Annotated in this window: 13 protein-coding genes and 1 tRNA gene; 10 read left to right on the top strand and 4 right to left on the bottom strand. The window is 62.6% G+C overall.

Going from position 1 to position 17,956, the window contains the following annotated elements; translation table 11 throughout:
• Positions 1–36: 36 nt before the first annotated feature.
• Genes E2N92_RS03055 through E2N92_RS03045 form a run of 3 tightly spaced genes read right to left on the bottom strand, consistent with a single transcriptional unit; the run spans position 37 to position 5,261 of the window.
• The gene (locus E2N92_RS03055; RefSeq protein WP_220682233.1) at positions 37–2,130 is read right to left on the bottom strand and encodes a minichromosome maintenance protein MCM; all 2,094 of its coding nucleotides are present in this window, start codon (positions 2,128–2,130) and stop codon (positions 37–39) included.
• A complete protein-coding gene (locus E2N92_RS03050; RefSeq protein WP_220682232.1) occupies positions 2,130–4,253 on the bottom strand; it encodes a minichromosome maintenance protein MCM in 2,124 nt (707 codons plus the stop codon). Before E2N92_RS03050 ends, E2N92_RS03055 begins: the two co-directional genes overlap by 1 nt.
• 39 nt (positions 4,254–4,292) lie before the next feature.
• Positions 4,293–5,261 (bottom strand): replication factor C small subunit, encoded by a 969-nt coding sequence (locus E2N92_RS03045; protein ID WP_220682231.1) that lies wholly within the window; start codon positions 5,259–5,261, stop codon positions 4,293–4,295.
• Between the two features lie 78 nt (positions 5,262–5,339).
• On the opposite strand from E2N92_RS03045, the gene E2N92_RS03040 reads away from it, so the two are divergent.
• Genes E2N92_RS03040 through E2N92_RS03030 form a run of 3 tightly spaced genes read left to right on the top strand, consistent with a single transcriptional unit; the run spans position 5,340 to position 9,527 of the window.
• A complete protein-coding gene (locus E2N92_RS03040) occupies positions 5,340–6,104 on the top strand; it encodes a hypothetical protein (RefSeq protein WP_220682230.1) in 765 nt (254 codons plus the stop codon).
• The gene (locus E2N92_RS03035; protein ID WP_220682229.1) at positions 6,104–6,838 is read left to right on the top strand and encodes a metallophosphoesterase; all 735 of its coding nucleotides are present in this window, start codon (positions 6,104–6,106) and stop codon (positions 6,836–6,838) included. The genes E2N92_RS03040 and E2N92_RS03035 overlap by 1 nt, the downstream gene beginning before the upstream one ends.
• Positions 6,765–9,527 carry a DEAD/DEAH box helicase gene (locus tag E2N92_RS03030; RefSeq protein WP_220682228.1) on the top strand — a complete coding sequence of 921 codons (2,763 nt, stop codon included), beginning with the start codon at positions 6,765–6,767 and terminating at the stop codon, positions 9,525–9,527. The genes E2N92_RS03035 and E2N92_RS03030 overlap by 74 nt, the downstream gene beginning before the upstream one ends.
• A gap of 7 nt (positions 9,528–9,534) precedes the next feature.
• Here E2N92_RS03030 and E2N92_RS03025 read toward each other — a convergent pair whose 3' ends face one another.
• A complete protein-coding gene (locus E2N92_RS03025; RefSeq protein WP_220682227.1) occupies positions 9,535–10,089 on the bottom strand; it encodes a TATA-box-binding protein in 555 nt (184 codons plus the stop codon).
• A gap of 256 nt (positions 10,090–10,345) precedes the next feature.
• Here E2N92_RS03025 and E2N92_RS03020 point away from each other — a divergent pair.
• The 7 genes from E2N92_RS03020 (at position 10,346) to E2N92_RS02990 (ending at position 17,264) form a co-directional block, all read left to right on the top strand.
• Positions 10,346–10,430: transfer RNA gene (locus E2N92_RS03020), tRNA-Leu, on the top strand.
• 1,221 nt (positions 10,431–11,651) lie between these two features.
• Entirely contained in the window at positions 11,652–12,263 is a 612-nt protein-coding gene (locus E2N92_RS03015; protein WP_220682226.1) for a hypothetical protein, read from the top strand.
• Positions 12,264–13,183: 920 nt separating this feature from the next.
• Positions 13,184–15,418, top strand: coding sequence for an efflux RND transporter permease subunit (locus E2N92_RS03010; protein ID WP_220682225.1), 2,235 nt, complete (start codon positions 13,184–13,186; stop codon positions 15,416–15,418).
• Between the two features lie 159 nt (positions 15,419–15,577).
• Entirely contained in the window at positions 15,578–16,000 is a 423-nt protein-coding gene (locus E2N92_RS03005; protein ID WP_220682224.1) for a HAMP domain-containing protein, read from the top strand.
• 12 nt (positions 16,001–16,012) lie between these two features.
• Complete coding sequence (locus E2N92_RS03000; RefSeq protein WP_220682223.1) at positions 16,013–16,255, top strand: hypothetical protein; 243 nt, start codon at positions 16,013–16,015, stop codon at positions 16,253–16,255.
• Positions 16,255–16,602 (top strand): roadblock/LC7 domain-containing protein, encoded by a 348-nt coding sequence (locus tag E2N92_RS02995; RefSeq protein WP_220682222.1) that lies wholly within the window; start codon positions 16,255–16,257, stop codon positions 16,600–16,602. Before E2N92_RS03000 ends, E2N92_RS02995 begins: the two co-directional genes overlap by 1 nt.
• Positions 16,599–17,264, top strand: a complete 666-nt coding sequence (locus E2N92_RS02990) for a roadblock/LC7 domain-containing protein (RefSeq protein WP_220682221.1) — start codon at positions 16,599–16,601, stop codon at positions 17,262–17,264. Before E2N92_RS02995 ends, E2N92_RS02990 begins: the two co-directional genes overlap by 4 nt.
• Positions 17,265–17,956: the final 692 nt, after the last annotated feature.

The following is a 17,956-nucleotide window of genomic DNA, read 5'->3' as shown; positions in this document are numbered from 1 at the left end:
TTCTACAGAGCCGAAAAAAAAGAAACCATTGGTCCCTCAGATCAACCGCACGATCCCCCGCCTCGGCTGCATCGCCTGGCCGAAGCGGAACATCTTCTCCAGTTGCTCCTCGACGTCCTCGCGGTCGAAGCCTTCTCGGGCCAGGGCCTCGATCACCTCGGCGGTCCTGGCCGTGCCGTCCTCGCCGCTGAGTTCTTTGATCGTGTCTTTGATCGTGCGGATGAGGTCGCGTTTCTTCTTGGTGATCCCGCTCGCCCACTTGTCGATGTCCAGCGTGCCGGTCTCGGCGTCGTAGGCCACCTGCCGGAGACAGAGGTCGACGATCTTGACGACGCGCTCGGCGTCCGCGGGTTCGACGGTGCGTGAGAGCCGGATGCGTGCGCTCGCCTCGCCGAGGCGGACCAGAGCTTCGAGTTGCCGCGCCGTCACCGGCACCGGTTTGTTCTCGTCTGCCAGGTGACGGAGTTTGAGATAGTAGGCGATGAGGATCTCCCGCGCCTCGTCGGTGATGAGGGGGGTGATGTACCGCTTCGAGTACGCGACATATTTGCGGAGTACGTCGGGCGGGATAGGCGGGTCGACGGTGACGCTCTCCGCGGCCAGAAGTTCGGCGTGGTCGGGGGAGACCGGGCCGGTCTGCTGCTGCATGATCAACTCGCCCACCCGGTGCGCCGAGACGATGTGGTTGGCGATCGCCGAGTCCCGCTTCTCGTCGGGCTTGTCGGTCATGATGAAGATGAGGTCGAAGCGGGAGAGGAGCGAGGGCGGCATGTTGATCTGCTCGGCGATGGGTGCGTAAGCATCGAACCGCCCGAGTTTGGGGTTGGCCGCGCCGAGGAGCGCACAGCGCGAGCGGAGCGTCGCCGTGATCCCGGCCTTCGCCACCGAGATCGTCTGCTGCTCCATCGCCTCGTGCAGGGCGCTGCGGTCCTCCTTGGCCATCTTGTCCATCTCGTCCACGGCCGCGACCCCCATGTCGGCGAGGACCAGGGCACCGGCCTCCAGGGTCCAACTCCCGTCGCCGAAGTCGTCCTTCACCGCCGTCGCCGTCAATCCCGCGGAGGTGGAGGACTTGCCGGAGGTATAGATCCCCCGCGGCGAGAGTTTGACGACATAGCGGAGCATCTGCGACTTCGCGATCCCCGGGTCGCCGACGAGAAGCATGTGGATGTCGCCGCGCAGACGCGACCCATCGGGCAGGTCTTTCGCCACCCCGCCGAAGAGTTGCAGGGCGATCGCCTCCTTCACCTCGGTGTTCCCGTAGATGGACGGGGCGATCGAGGCGGTGATCTTCTGGTACAACTCCGGATCCTCTGAGAGCGCCCGGATCGTCGCCTCGTCCTCCTCTGAGATGTTCACCTCCTCGAACTCCTTCTCAGGCGACTCCACCGAGGAACATTCCAGGTAGAGGTCGAAGAGCGTGGACTTCGTCCCGTAGTTCACCCGCTGTTTCGAGCGGAGGACGCCGTTGAGGACCACCCGGTCGCCGGGAGCGATCGCACCGGTGAGGTCGTCGGCCACCTCGACGTCGAGGGTCTGCGGGCGCTCGCCGCCGCGCAACCCCTCGGGGGATTCCTGCACCCGCACCTTCTGCGAGTCGACGAAACGCGACCGCGCCGGGATCATCTTCAGTTTTTTCCGCCGGCACTCCGGGTTCGCGCACTCGTCGGGCTCCTCGAATTGCCCGAGGCCCTGCCGGATCCGCGTCTCGGTCCCGCACCCCGGACACTGGAAGAAGGCCTCGATGATCCTGGGACGGACGTCGGTGGTCTTCCTGATGATCCCCTGGACCGAGACGAAGCGGTTGATGTGGAAGGCCCTGATGTCCCTGATCCCGGTGACCCGCTCGATATGGTGGAAGCGGATGTTGACCTTCCTGACCTTCTCCTCGTCGATGACGGTCATCTGGCGCAGGGCGTCCCTGATGTCCCCGATCGCCTTGCCCGGTTTCTCGATCACCTCGTCGGCCAGACGCAAGCCCGAAGCGCCCGAGGCCTGCAGGGTCTGGTAGTCGATGTACACCGAGCGCTTGAACGGGAACTCGCGCTCGACCTCCGCGACCTCTCGCTTGCAGTACCTGGAGAGGAAAGCGACCCACTCGCCGACCACGTCGGTGATCTCGTCGGCCATCAGAAGTCACGCTCCAGCAACCGCACGACTCCCGGCCGCGTCTCGATCACTTCGCCCTGGTTCCTGAGCATCTTGACCGCCGCCTCGATCTTCTCCTTCGTGAAGCCCTGCTTGAGCATCTCCTCGACCACCTGTTCGAGGTGTGCCGACCCGTCCTCGCCGCCGAGGTCGCGGATCGCTTCCTTGACCGTCCGCACGATGTCGCGCTGCTGCTTCGAGATCCCGGTCGTCCACTTGTCGATGTCGAAGGTGCCGGACTCGGCGTCGTAGGCCACCTGCCGCAGGCAGGTGTCGACGATCTTGATGACGCGCTTGGCGTCCTCGATGTCGACCGTCTGGGAGAGCCGGATCCGTGCGCTCGCCTCGCCCAGTCTGACCAGCGCTTCGAGCTGTCGCGCCGTCACCGGCACCGGTTTGTTGGTGTCGGCGAGGTCCCTGAGTTTGAGATAGTAGTCACGCAGCGCCTCCTTCGCCTCGGGAACGATCGTCGGGAAACAGGTCCGCTTGGCGTACGCGATGTACTTCCTGAAGAGGAGCGGGTCGATGTCGGGAGTGACCGGTTTGAGCTGCTGCTCGATGTAGGCGTCGTCCACCCCTTCGACCGGCATTCGCTTCTTCTTCTCGATCAGTTCGCCGACCGAGTGGGATTTGAGGATGTGCTCGGCGATGGCCATGTCCCGCGCCGAGTCGGGTTTGTCGGTCATGATGAAGATGAGGTCGAAACGCGAGAGGAGGGAGGGCGGCATGTTGATCTGCTCGGCGATGGGGGCGTACTCGTCGAAGCGACCCATCTTCGGGTTCGCCGCACCCAGCAGAGCGCAGCGCGACTTCAACGTCGCGGTGATCCCGGCCTTGGCGATGGATACCGTCTGCTGTTCCATCGCCTCGTGCAACGCGCTCCGGTCCTCTTTGTCCATCTTGTCCAGTTCGTCGACGGCCGCCATACCCATGTCCGCGAGGACCAGTGCCCCGGCCTCAAGGGTCCATCTGCCGTCGCCGAACTCGTCTTTGACCGCCGTCGCCGTCAGCCCGGCCGAGGTGGAGGACTTGCCGGAGGTGTAGATCCCGCGCGGGGAGAGCTGCACGATATAGCGGAGGAGCTGGGACTTGGCGATCCCCGGGTCGCCGACCAGGAGCATGTGGATGTCGCCGCGGAGGTGCGAACCGTCAGGCATCTCCTTGGGGATCCCGCCGAAGAGCTGGAGGGCGACCGCCTCCTTCACGTCGGTGTTGCCGTAGATCGTCGGGGCGATGGAGCGGGCGATCTTGGAGTAGATCTTATCGTCCTGCGAGAGTTCATGGATCTCGGCCTCGTCCTCCTCTGAGATGTTCACCTCCTCGAACTCCTTCTCGGCCACCTCGATGGCGTTGCACTCGACATAGATATCGAAGAGCGTGGACTTGGTCCCGCCGTTCACCCGCTGGAACGAACGGAGGATCCCGTTGATCACCACGCGGTCGCCGGGCGCCGACGAGCCCGTGAGGTCGTCGGTGACGTCGATATCGATGGTCTGGGGCTGTTCGCCGCCCCGCAGGCCCTCAGGCGATTCCTGGATCCTGAGTTTCTGGGCGTCGACGAAGGTGGAGTGTTCGGGGACGAGTTCGAGGGGCGTCTTCTTCTGGCACTGGGCGCAGACCCGGAAGGGCTCCTGGTATTTCCCATAACTCTGCGGGTAGGGGGGCGTGATCGTCCCGCACTCCAGGCACTTGAAGACCGCGGCGGTGATCCTGGGCCTCACCTCGGTGGTCTTCCTGAGGATCCCCTCGACGGCGACGAAGGTGTTGATCTGGTTGGACCTGATGTCCCGGATCTTCGTCTTCCTGGTCAGGTTGGTGAACCTGATATGGACTCGCCGGCGGTCCTTCTCCCCGATGATCCCGAGTCTGACCAGGGCGTCCTTGACGTCGGCCATCACCTTCTCGGGCTTCTCGACGAGCTGGTCGGCGAGGGCCAGGCCCCGCCGCCCGAAGGCCTCGAGGTTCCGGTAGTCGATGTAGAGGGACCGCTTGTGCGGGAACTCCTTGGCGAGTTCGACCCGCTCTTTCTTGTTGTACTGTCGCTTGAGGAACTTCTCCCAGTCGGCGACGACGTCGGTCACGTCTGCATACTCTCTGTCTGCCATGTACCTCCTCGGTGGTGGGGGAGTGGGTCGTGCACCTCTTTACGCCTGTTTCTGCGCCGAGAGGACGAAGAGGGCGACGAGGGCTTCCATCTGGATCTCGGCGTCGGCCCCTTCGGAGATCCTGAAGTCGGCCTCGCCGAGGTGGTCGATGTAGGCGACCTTAAGGGCGGTCGGCATCTCGCCCCTGACGACAGCCTTGAAACACTGGTTGATCACCTCGTTGGGGGCGATCCCGCGGTCGCGCATCAGGTACCTGAGCGCGCCCTGTGCCCCGGCGAAGTCGCCGGTCATCGAGAGGTCGAGGAGTTCGGCGATCTCCTCGGGGCGGGCGGTGGAGGTGGTCTCGTAGACCATCGTCTCGTCGATCGCGGTGGAGAGGATCGCCGCGCCCTGCAGGGCGTTGAGCGCCTTTCTCATGTCGCCTTCGGCGATCTCCGTGATCGCGAGGACCGCTCCTTCGGTGATCTCGATCCCCTCGGTCTCCGCGACCCGCCGCACCTGCTCGGCGACGGCGCCCCCGTCCAGGGGTTTGAACCGGTAGATGGCGCACCTGCTCTGGATGGGGTCGATGATCTTGGAAGAATAGTTGCAGGAGAGGATGAACCGGCAGGTCATCGCGTAGTTCTCCATGGTCCGCCGCAGCGCCGCCTGGGCGTCGGTGGTGAGGGCGTCGGCCTCGTCCAGGAAGAGGATCTTGAAGGTCGCGCCGCCGAGGGGGGAGGTCCTGGCAAACTGTTTGATCTGGTTGCGCACGACGTCGATCCCCCGCTCGTCGGAGGCGTTCAGTTCCCGGAAGTTCATCTGCCAGGTCTCGCCGAAGAACTCCTTTGCGAGGGCCACCGCCGCCGTGGTCTTGCCGACCCCGGCCGGACCGGTGAAGAGCAGGTGAGGCAGGTCGCCGCTCCTGACGTACGACCTCAACCGCTCGACAATCTCCGCCTGGCCCACCATATCGGCGAGCGTCTGCGGACGGTACTTCTCGATCCAGATGGTGCTGTTGCCCTCCATTACAGTGTCATTGTCTCCGCCCCAAGAATAATGCTCTCATCCTGATCTTTATTACCGGAGGGGGTACACGATCATTCCATGAATGAGCGGAGCGGACCGTCTGGCGGGCTCGAGCCGGCCGTGCGTCTCTTCGCCGGAGAACTCGCGAGGACGCGGTTTTTCGAGGGCGGTACTTTCCTCTCTCCGACCGGTGCGTGTGGGCGGCGGGTCTTCTTTGCCGGGGCCCTCACTGCCGTCTGGACCGGGGAGGGGCGGGTCTGTGCCAGGGTGGCCGACCCGACGGGAACACTGCTCCTCTCTGCCGGGTGGCGGGAGAGCGAGGCGGCGGCCGCCCTGCAGGCGATGGAGGTCCCGGCCTTCGTGGCGGTGACCGGGAGACCGGTGCCCGACGAGGGCGGGCCGTCGCTGGTGCCCGAGACCGTGGTGCTGGCCGCCCGGCAGGTGCGCGATACCTGGGTGCTGCGGACCGCGGACCTCACGCTCTCCAGGGCCGAGGCGGTGCTGGCCGTTCTCTCCGATGAGGGCGCCGACCCCGACGCGCTCGCCGCGGTCGAACGCTATGCCCTGACGCCCGACGTGCTCGCCGAACTCCTGCAGATGGTGAAGGACGCTCTCGAAAGTGTGCACGAGGGCGACGGGACGGGGGCGGCGCCCCTCGACGCCCGCGCCCTCGTCATCTCGCTGCTCGAAGAGGCGCCGGGCCGGCGTGCGGCAGAGGCCGACCTGGTCGCGGCGGCCGGGGAGCGGGGCATCGGGCAGGCCGAGGCCGAGGCGGCGATCGAGGCGTTGATGGCCGAGGGCGAGTGTTACATGCCCTCGACCGGGCAGGTCAGGCTGATCTGATGCGGCCGCACTTTCTCCCCGACCTCCCGGCCCTCCTCGTCGAGGGGTGCCGGCAGCGGGTGCTCGTCGTCGCCGACCTCCACTTCGGGATCGAGTCGGGGCTCGCGAGGGCGGGCGTGCATGTGCAGAGCAGGAGCCGCGCGCGGGCCGAGAGACTCATCGCCGCCATCGAGGAGGCGGACCCCGACCTCGTCCTCCTCCTCGGCGACGTGAAACATTCAGTCCCGCTGACGAGCAGGCAGGAGTTCGCCGAACTCCCGAAAGTTTTCGAGGCGGTGCGGGCGCGGGCTCCGCTCCGGGTCCTCCCCGGCAACCACGACGGCGGGATCGCCAGGTTCCTGGATGAGGACGAACTCCTCCCCGCGGACGGGACGGTCATCGACGGGGTTGGATACCTCCACGGCCACACCCACCCGGCGCCCGCCCTCCGCGGTGGCCTGGTCGTGGCCGGCCACCTTCACCCGGCGGTGACGCTCTGCGACGAGGTGGGGTGTTCGCTCCGGGCCGAACCTGCCTATCTGTACACGCCGCTCACCGGCGAGTACGAGGGGACGCGTCTCCTCGCGGTCCCCGCGGCCTGCGAGTTCTCGGGGGGTGTGGACGTCCTCGACCTCCCGGAGAGCGGGCTCGGCCCGCTGGCACGGTGCATCGACGAAGAACATGCCGAGGTATGGCTGCGTGACGGGACCTATATCGGGACCTTCGGAGAGATCAGAGAACAGCGACGTGCTTGAACTCCTCAGGCCGGAGGTGCGGGCGCTCATCGAGGATCGGGGGTTTGAAACGCTCTCCGAGGCGCAGGCAGGAGCCATCCCGCCGCTCCTTGCGGGAGAGCACTTGGTGCTCATCGCCCCGACCGGGACCGGGAAGACCGAGAGCGCGATGTTCCCGGTCTTCAACACCCTTCTCTCCTCCCCAGGCCCCGGGTTCAGGGCGCTCTACATCACCCCTCTGCGCGCCCTCAACCGCGACATCCTGGGCCGTCTCACCTGGTGGTGCGAGCGGTTGGGGCTCACGGTCGGGGTGCGACACGGCGACACCCCGCAGAATGAGAGGAGAAAACAGGCCCTCCACCCGCCCGACCTGCTCATCACCACCCCGGAGACGGTGCAGGCCCTCTTCATGGGCAAGCGGCTCAGAAAACATCTCGAACAGATCACCCACGTCGTCGTCGACGAGGTCCACGAACTCGCCGGGAACAAGCGGGGCGCCCAGCTCGCGGTGGCCCTCGAACGTCTCCGTGAGTACGCCGGGGAGTTCCAGCGGATCGGGCTCTCGGCCACCGTCGGGAACCCGGACGAGATCGGGCGCTTCCTCTGCGGGGCGCGGCCCTTCACCCTGGTGGAGGTGCCGGTCGCGAAGCACCTCGACCTCGGGGTGCGGTGCTGCGCCGGCGAGTTCGAGGAACAGGCGAAGTGCGTCGAGGAGATGGTCGGGGCCGAACCCTCGTCCCTGGTCTTCGTGAACACCAGGGTGACCGCCGAGGCGCTGGGCCATGCCCTCCACGAGCGCGGGGACGTCGAGGTCCATCACGGTTCGCTCTCGAAGGAGGTGCGGATCGATGCCGAGGACCGGTTCAGGGTCGGGGCGGTGCGGGCGCTCATCTGCACCTCCTCGATGGAACTCGGGATCGATATCGGGCACATCGCCCACGTGCTCCAGTTCGGGAGCCCCAGGGAAGTGGCGCGACTGGTCCAGCGGGTGGGCCGCGCCGGCCACCAGCTTCACGCCGTCTCGCGCGGCACGGTCATCGCCACCGGCTTCGACGACCTCCTTGAGTCCCTGGCGATCATCCGCCGGGCGCGGGCCGGCGCGGTGGAGAAGATCGAGCCGTACGCCAACGCCGCCGACGTCCTCGCGAATGCCGTCGACGCGATGGCGGTGGAGTACGGCGAGGTGCCCCTGAATACGATCCGCGAGATCGTCGAACGCTCGGGATGTTTCGAGGACGCGGGCCCGCTCCTGGAGAAAGTCTGCAACCAGATGGTCGATCACCGCCTGATCAGGCTCGAAGGCGAGGGGCCGGCGACGCGGGTGGTCACGACGGGCCGCGCCCGGCGGTACCTCTTCTCCAACCTCTCGATGATCCATGACGAGCGCAAGGTCCCGGTCTTCGACATCGTCGCGAGGCGGACGGTCGGGACGCTGGACGAGTCGTTTGTGGTCAGTTCCCTCCACACCGGCGCGGTCTTCATCACGCGGGGCGAACTCTGGCGGGTGCTCGATTTCGAGGAGGGAAAACTCACCGTCGAACCGGCGCGGGAGGCGCGGGGCGAACTCCCTTCATGGGAGGGCGAGCAGATCCCGGTGCCGTACGAAGTGGCGCAGGAGGTGGGGGCGCTGCGGCGGACGCGGGACCTCGCGGCCTACACCCCGGACGCCGACGCGATCGCCTTCGCCGGCGAGATGTTCGCGCGGATGGACACGAACGGGGCGCAGGTCCCGACCGACCGTCTCATCACCGTCGAGGACTCGGACGAGGGCGTGGTCTGCAACATCTGCGCCGGGCACCGGGCGAACGAGGCGATCGCAAGAGTGCTCTCGGTGCTCATCTCGGCGCGGACTGGCACCTCGGTCGGGACCGAGGCCGGGGCATATAGATCGGTGCTCAGGCTGCCGAAGGGGGTGCGGGCCGCCGACGTCCGCGACCTCCTCCTCGCCACCGACCCGGCGCATGTGGAAGGGATCCTCCGCCTCGCCCTCCGCCACACCTCACTCTTCAAGTGGAAACTCGTCCAGGTGGCCAAGAAGTTCGGGGCCATCGACGCCGACGCCGATTACGAGAAGTTCAGTCTCCACCGGTTGCTGGATACCTTCAACGATACGGTCGTCGCCGACGAGGCCTACAACGAACTCTTCAGGGCGTACATGGACGTCGAGAAGGCCGCCGGGGTCTTCAGAGCGGTGCAGGCCAGGGAGGTCGCCGTCGAGGTCGGGCGGTTGTCGGCGATCGGGGCCGAGGGGCTCTCCTCGTCGCGCGACCTCATCCCGCCGCCGTCCATCGACCACGCCGTCATCTCCACGCTCAAGCGCCGTCTTGCCGGCGACCAGGTGGTCCTCTTCTGCATGCACTGCAGGGCGTGGACGAGCAGGACGCGCGTCGAGCGGGTGGCGGAGACGCCGCAGTGCCCGAAGTGTTCGGCCCGCCTCGTCGCCGCCCTCAAACCCTGGGAGGAGGAGACGGCCCGCGCCATGAAGAAAAAGGAGAAGAGTGCGGAGGAGCGGGCGGCCGAGAAACGGTTTTTGCAGAACGCAAACCTCGTTCTTTCCTATGGGAAACCGGCCGTCGTCGCCCTCGCCGCGCGCGGGGTCGGTCCCGAGACCGCCGCACGGATCCTTGCGCGGTCACGGGACGAAGAACGTTTTTACCGGGAAATATTGAAGGCGGAGAGGAACTATGTCCTCACCCGCAGGTTCTGGTGACCGGCCTTCACATGATGCTCTCGAGTTTCTGCTCGAGGAAGTCGAGGCCGCGCTTGATGTCTTCGAGGTTCTTCCCGCCGGTGAGGATGATCTTGCCTGAGGAGAAGAGGAGAGCCACGATCTTCGGGTCCTTGATGCGGTAGACGAGGCCGGGGAACTGCTCGGGTTCGTACTCGATGTTCTCGAGGTTGAGGGTGATGACGACCTTGTTGAGGTTGATGTACCTGCCGATGTCGTACGAGCAGACGATGTTGGTGATCCCGACCTGGGGCTCGTCGTAGGTGTCGACCCCCGCTTCCTTGAGGGAGGAGACGATGATGTTGAGCCCGTCGTAGAGGTCCTGCTTGTTCCTGATCCCGGTCAGGACGACCTTGCCTGAGGAGAAGATCAGGGATGCGATCTTCGGCTTGGTGATCCGGTAGACCGCGCCCGGGAACCGCTTGGTGTTCAGTTCGCAGTTCGGGATCTTCTGGGAGACCTCGCCCAGATCGATGGAATCTGCGATGACACCGGATGCAACGATGTTTTCGATCTTCAGTGACTCGTACCTTGAATCATCCATTATATATGGGTGCATCTCCTCGCACTATAATACTAACTGGAAATCTTTATGATACGTTGCGTGCTCCGGGTATTGGCGCATAATCTGACAGATCCCCTCGCCCGGATCGCCTCCCCGGCGCGTCTGGCGCTCTTCCACCATGCGGTCTCAGTTCCCCTCCTCCTCTCTCTCCCTCCGGTTTCAGGGGGGTTGTGCCGGGTCGGAGGGGGCATCGGGCCAATATCTTTATTTTCGAGGAGCGACAATAGGTAATAACGCGAGGGTTGCCGAGCCAGGTCAAAGGCGTTAGGTTCAGGGCCTAATCTCGTAGGAGTTCGAGCGTTCGAATCGCTCCCCTCGCACTCACTTCTAAGATGTTTTTAGAAAGAGGGTATCCCATAGGTACTCTCGCCTCGCCTGATGTCAGACCGATCAGACGTGCCGCCCACAGAGAGAATAAAGCATGTTTTCTTGCTCTCTCCTGCCGGGGGAGACCCCCCCGGACCCCCCACGACGAAGATTGGGGCGGGGCGGCAACAATCTCTTGAACGACACCGTGCTTCAGAAACATTTTCCACTCACCCATCAAGGTCAGAGAAGTTCTGGGATAGGCTCTGTAGAAAACATCCTCTTTTCATCACCACGACCTCCCTGTGAGCTGAATCCATCGCCTTCCCTCATGCTTGTACCGGGGGCAACGCCTCCGTACCCCCGGGATGAAGATCGGTCGGGAAGGCGGAGAGATGACCACAGAGAGGGGGTTGCAGTCCACCCCCTATCGTGATGCGGGGGGACCGGGGGGCGGCGAGCCCCCCGCAGAGATATTCAGCAAGAGGTTTTACCATGAAAATGATCGCGAAGATCATCCCTTTGAGTTTGCATAAGGATTTGAATCCACCAAACACCTTCTGGACCGATACGAAGATTGCGGATACATCTCCCGCATGATCAGGCCTCTGCCTTCCCCCCCATCGCAAGGATATGGGAATGCATGATGATCCAACGTGCCGTCCCGATCGTAGAGTCTTCATTGCCGTCTCGCGCCGGGGGGTTGCACCCCCCGGAACCCCCCACGACGAAGATAGGCGGGGGCGGCGAGTGAACACGATCCTCACCTGCTCTTCAGTCTTGAAAAAGAGGGATCAAGTGACGAGAAATTTTCATCCCGTATGTTTGAGCCGCGGGTTCATGGTGAATTCTACAAAGCCGGGATTTTATGAATCCCTCTGGGATAAAATATACAAAGGGTTATCTATTGCATTCCCCATGTGGAATCAATGAGATTCAAAGTAACATTATTGACATTCTTCCTTCTATCGATGCTTTTCATCTCCGGGTGTCTCTCGGAATCCGTCGAACTCAAAGTCGCAACCGAAGGAGCATGGAACGGGTCCTGCGTCCTTGACGGTGGCGAGGTGGTCTCCCTCTCCGGCGAAGGGCCTGCCACCGTCCCCCTGGGAACAGATCATAACGACGTCGTATGTACGCTCCAGAAGACCGGGAGTTCTGCGGACAAAATGGTGGTCTCCCTCTCTCGCGGAGAAACATTGCTCGTGGAAGGGAACACCTCGGTGCCGAACGGAATGGTTGTCTTCGCCTGCAATATTCCGACCGGCCGGTACGAACTGAAATCTCACACCGACGGTCCGAAGGAGTATCTCTTGAGCGTGCGGTATGGCGGACCGTGGGAGGCGGAGGTCCCTTCGGCCGAGGGGATACGCAAGGTGAACGGGTCCGGGTGGCAGGTGTTCTCCTATAATGCAAGTGATCTGGCCGTACGGATGGGAGCACGGAAACTGGATGCTTCAAATAATTCTCTGACCGTCGGCATCCACGATGCTCATTTGAGGGATCTTGCCATGAACAGCACGTCCGAACCGAACGGCGCTGTGTCGGTCTCATATGACGTGGAACCTGATCTCATCTTCAGAAGCGGTGTGAAGATCACGGTCTCCTCTGAAGAGAGGTGGAAGGGCTGGTACGACGTTGATGGAAATTATACCGCCATTGAGGGATTCGGCGATGATGAGATCTATTACCCGGGCGATGTGAGCGGACTGATCCGTCTGGGTCTCCAGAAAACCGGCGACGACGATGCAATGCTCTCCGTCAGTATCGAGAAAGACGGTGCCGTCATTGAGCGCGGTGAAACATCTACGAGAAATGGATCGATAACGCTCCGGGCGAATCTCTGAAGGGACGGCTCTGGAGAAATCTTCATCTTTTCAGGGTCTGGGCGGGACGGCTGAATCGATTCGGTGGAGGGTGGATGGTCAATTCTGATCACTACGCTTTTCTGTCGTCCCGACCCCGAAGATAAAAGTGCGATGGCCACGCCGCAGATCCCCGCTCATCGACTTGCGGCAAAACGCCAGAGACAAACTCAGGGCCGTGCCGTCCCCCGCCCTATCCTCTTGCGAGGCGGCAGGAAAGATCCGGGGAGGAGGAACGGAAGATTCTGATCACCACGCCGTCCCGCTATCATGACCCCCAGGATAGGAGCGGGACGGGAGCGAGCCGATCATTCTTCAGCGGGATCACGCGCCCCGTGCCGTTCCCCGTCCTATCTTCTCGCGAGACGGCAGAACAGATCCAATGAGGAGGAACGGAAGATTCTGATCACCACGGCGTCCTGCTGTCATGACTCCCAGGATAGGAGCGGGACGGAAGAGAGCCGATCGTTCTTCAGCGAAATCACGCGTTCCCTGCCGCCCCCCGCCCTATCCTCACGCGAGACGGCGGAAAAGACCCGGCGAAGAGGGACGGCATATTGATCAATCGCCGCACCCGCCCCTACCGCCGCGACCCCGAAGATTGGGCCCCCTCAGGCGGCGTTGATGATCATGAGGGACGGCGATGGGGCGAGGTCTCTACTGATTCTCCGGTCTTGATATGAGCGATCGAACGACGAGACATTTTCGCAGGTATGCTTGAGGCGTGATCTCGCATCATGGGTGATTCATACAGAGCCCAGGGCACATCCTGATATTCTCGATAGGGATGGCCGGTCCCCGGTCCTTCCCCGCCTCCTCCCCTGAGTTGTGTTGTCTCAATCGCAACAAATAGTTTATGCATCTCTGGAGCAGACATAGTGAGTTAATATGGAGGTCGAGGTGTGAAGTCCCCCTATCAGACAATCGCAGAAACCATCAATAAACACCCCGCCACGGTCGCCGGCCTCTTCGTGATGCTCCTCCTCGTTTCTTTCTATGGGATGAGTCTCATCTCGATGGAGACCGGGTCGGACACCTACCTGGACAAGTCCACGACCCGCGGGATGCTCTACGACAAGTACTCGGACTCGTTCATGTCCGACAAAATCATGCTACTGGTCGAGACCGACGATGTGCTCAATCCTCAGGTCCTCGAATACCTGGACACCCTCCAGGAGGACATCGGGGACGAGCGCTATGTCAGTTCGACGCAGAGCATCGTCGACATGGTCAAACAGGTCAACGGCGGCGTCCTGCCCCGTTCGGACGGCGAGGTGCAGCAGGCCAAGGCGAGAGTGCCCCAGGAGATCATGGACCGCTACGTCCCCTCCAACATGATGACCATCGGGATCATCACCCTCGATCCCGGAGTCTCCTCCGACGTCAGGGAGAACGTTCTCAATGCCATCGACTCGGCGGTGGCCATCTCCAACCCACCGCCTGGTGTCCAGGTGACGGTCAGCGGGGATCCGGCCTTCGCCCAGCAGATGAAGGAAGAGATGGGCTCTTCGATGGGTGTCCTCATCGGTGCGGCGATGCTCCTGATGATCCTTGCCGTCGGCCTCCTCTTCTCCCACGTGAGGTACCGCTTCCTCCCGGTCTTCATCGTCGCCACCGGCCTCATCCTCACCTTCGGGCTGATGGGCCTGACCGGGATCAAGATCAACATGGCGACGATGGGCGCCTTCCCGGTGCTCATCGGGATCGGCATCGACTATGCGATCCAGTTCCATTCCAGGTTCGAGGAGGAGCGGCGGCGGGCGCCGGTCGACGAGTCGGTGGTGACCACCATCACGAAGACCGGCCCCTCGGTCCTGTATGCGATGGTCGCGACCTCGATGGGGTTCCTGGCGATGTGGATCTCCCCGGTCCCGATGGTGCAGAGCTTCGGCCTGGTCTGTGTCATCGGCGTGGTGATGTGCTATCTTGCGGCCCTCATCATCGTTCCGACCTTCGGGGTGCTCATCAAGTACCGCCCGAAAAAAGAGGTCGAGGCCCCCACAAGCGGGAGGATGGACGCGTATAACTCCTTCCTCGGTGGTCTGGCCGTGAAGATCGCAAAGAACCCGGTCCCCATCCTCCTCATCCTTGGGCTCGTCGCCTTCGTCGGGGTCGAGATGGACGGCGAGATCAAGATCAGCACCGACGAGCAGACCTTCGTTCCCTCTGATATGCCGGCGGTCGTCGACCTCAAGAAGATCACGCGCACGATGGGATCGACCCAGACGCTGCCCCTCTATATCAGGGGCGACGACGTCACCAGCCTTGACAGTCTGGAATGGATCGAGCGGTTCGAGCAATCCGAGGTGAAGGAGAATGCCGAGATCACCGGCGCGACCAGTATCGTCACGCTGATCCAGAAATACAACAACGGTGTCCTGCCCGGCACCGACGCCGAGGTCGCCGCGGTGCTGGACCGGATCCCTGAGGCCGAGAAGGCGAAGTACCTGCGCGGGAACATGGAGACGGTCATCCAGTTCTCCCTGACCGATATGGAGATGGAGCACGCGCAGAGTTTTGTCAATAAAGTTCGTCAGGACATCGCCTGGGACAAACCGCCGGCAGGGATCGTCGCCGACCCCACCGGCACCCTCGAACTCTTCACTGCACTCATCGACGATATCGCCAAGGGCAAGACTCAGATGACGCTCCTGGGCTTCGGGCTCATCCTCGGGTTCCTCTTCCTGATATACCGCAGGATCGGGAAGGCGGCCTCCCCGCTGATCCCGATCATGATGATCGTCGGGTGGAACGGGCTGATCATGTACATCCTCGGGATCGACTACACTCCGCTCACCGCCGTCCTGGGTTCGATGACCATCGGGGTGGCCTCTGAGTACACCATCCTGATCATGGAGCGCTTCTACGAGGAGCGCGAGAAGGGTGCCGACGTCTACGACGCGATCCAGCAGGCCGTCTCCCAGATCGGGACGGCGATCACGGTCTCGGGCATGACGACAGTCTTCGGTTTCTCGGCACTGATCCTCTCGGCCTTCAACATCATCCAGAACTTCGGTGTCGTCACCGTGATCACGGTCGGCTTTTCACTGCTGGGCGCGATCATCGTGATGCCCGCGGTCCTCTCCCTGGTGGGGCGTTCCTGGCATGCAGACCAGGAAAACCCTGCTGCAGAGTGATCTCCGTATTTCTTCTTTTTCTCTCCTCTTATTTCCGTGGTTCTCAATCCCTGGATGCAGCGGGGCCGCCGGAAATTATTTTTGATTTGGGTTTGAATGCACTGTGGGCCGATAACTCAATTCAGAATTTTTAAATACTAAACTGCAGAATAATCTTCCATGGAAGGTATGGCCAAGTCCGGCACACGGGGAAGGAGCCTCACCCTCCAGATCCCCATCTTCTACAAACTCTTCGCGAGCATGCTCTTTGTCGCGGTGATCCCGGTCATCCTGCTCGGGATCATGGCGGCGGGAGACACCGGAGGGATTGTGGAAGTCCTTGGTCTCCAGGGGACGGTCTTTGTCCTGACCCTGGCGACTCTTGCGATCGTGGTGATGTGGAGTTTCTTCCTTGCAAGCAGCATCACAAGTCCTATCACGCAACTCTCCGAGGTGGCCAGACACGTCTCGATGGGCGACCTCAAAGAAGCAGAGGTCGACGTCATGAGCAACGACGAGATCGGGGACCTCGCCGCATCCTTCAACAGGATGATCAACTCGTACCGGGTCCTCGACGCCCTTGCCCGTGAAGACAACGAGTGAGGTGGTCCCTGGATGCCGCTGGACGACGAGGTACTCGCGGCGCTGAAGGAGGAGATCGGCCCTTCGGCCGGGTATCTCCTCTCCAGGTGTGCGAAGAAGACACTGAAGAAGAGTCCGTCCGGGCTGACCCGGGCCGACCTCCCCGCCCTGGCAGAGGCCTGCCACGCGGCGGTGACGCCGGTCCTCAGCACCGAGGCCGCCACCCGGCTTAGAAAGAGGATTCTGGAACTTTCGGGCATTGAAGAGGTTTTTTGATGGTTGGAATGCTCACCTTTGTTCTGAAAAAACTGCTGGTCGGCGGGGCGGTCGGTGCCGCCCTGGTCGGGCCTGAGGGCGAGGTGCTCGGTCAGGCCGGCGAGGCAGACTGGGACGGTGCCGCCCCCCTGATTCATGGGGCGGCCTCCTCCTGGGACCGGCTCGCCGGCGGACTGGAGACCGAGCGGTATGGCGGGGCCATCGTGGAGGGGACGACGGGAAGTCTCCTGGTCATGCCCATCGAGGACGGTTCGGTGCTTGCGGTCCTTCTCGGCCCGGGCGCCAATCAGGGGCGGGTCAGATACGAGATGAAGAAGAACATAGAATTGATTACATCAGTGGTATGACAGTGGAACTCCCTGAAGGAGCCAGTCTTGGCACGATGCAGGCCCCGCTCACGTGGATATTTTCCCACACCGGCAAGTTCGTCGGGAAGGTTGCGGTTGAGGTCCAGGGAGGGAACGGGTTTCTCCTGGTCAGGAAGGGCGAGGTGCTCGCCTACTGGTTCAGGTCAGGCGGGGTGGTCCTGCGCGGCAACGCGGCCCGGGAATATCTCCTCTCTCAAGAGGCGGTCGATCTGACCCTCTGTCGGTATACGACGGAGGAGTTCTCGGCCGCCCGGGAATGGTGCACGGAGCATGGCGTCCAGATCGCAGGCCGGAAGGCCGAGCCGACGCCGGTGGCCGCTCCACCGGTCCAGAGCCGGCCGCCACCAGTTCCGTCGTGGTCTGATGCCGGGATCATGATGGTGGGCAGGTGCGGTGCCGGAGGGCTTGAGGTCCTTGCCGGACGGCGACCTGCCGACCTGGACGAGCATGCGCTCTGTTCGGCCTTAGGAACCGCCCGCGACCTTGCGGACGTCCTCGGGATCGGTGCGGTCTCTGACTTCACGCTTGAGACCAGGTCCGGAACCTTCCTGGTCACCGACGATGACGACGGTGTTCTGTGTCTCATTGCGGCACCCGACGTTCCCTTCGGACGGGTCAAGGCACTCCTGCAACATAGATAAAATAAGGATCGATTCTGTCGGGGGGTGTGCCGCTCCCCGGTCCCTCCTTCTCAGCATAAGGCGGGGGATGATACTCTTCTCTTCAGGATCTTCGATGGTTCCTTCCATGTATAATCTTTGAGCATATCCCGGAAGTAGCCGTGGTTCGATAAATCACGGGATCGAGACTATTCTCAGCGATTATTCCTCTGCCTTCCTCGTTTCAATCGCCATCCCGGGGATCCGGGGGCAGCGCCCCCGGCGTGAAGATGTGGGAAGGCGTGATAGAATGATCAGACGTGCCGCCCCACCAGAAGGACAAGGACTGTTAATCTGTTTTCTCCCGCCGGGGGGAGACCCCCCGGACCCCCCCACGGCGAGGATTGGGGTGGGGCGGCAGCAATCACTTGAACGACGCCGTACTTCAGAAACATCTTCAGATCACATGTCAGGCCCGGAGAGTTTTGGGATGACCTCTTCATGTGGTGTTCTCGGGGGCAGCGCCCCTCGGTGCAAGCGTTTGGAAAGGCTACGGATGCATGGTCGCGCTCCAAAGAGGTGAGGATCTCTTAACCATCGTCCATCACTATATTCTGTGTGGATACGGCCGGAGAGTTTTTGGATGACCTCAATAACCGAAAAATCCTCCAACAATTAGCTGATCTGATTAGAAATTATATATTACATTATATCCAACTGGGAAAGTGGATACA

It is taken from the genome of Methanofollis formosanus (assembly GCF_019633745.1).
In the GTDB taxonomy this organism is placed as follows: domain Archaea; phylum Halobacteriota; class Methanomicrobia; order Methanomicrobiales; family Methanofollaceae; genus Methanofollis; species Methanofollis formosanus.
This window is presented reverse-complemented; position numbering and strand designations above follow the sequence as displayed.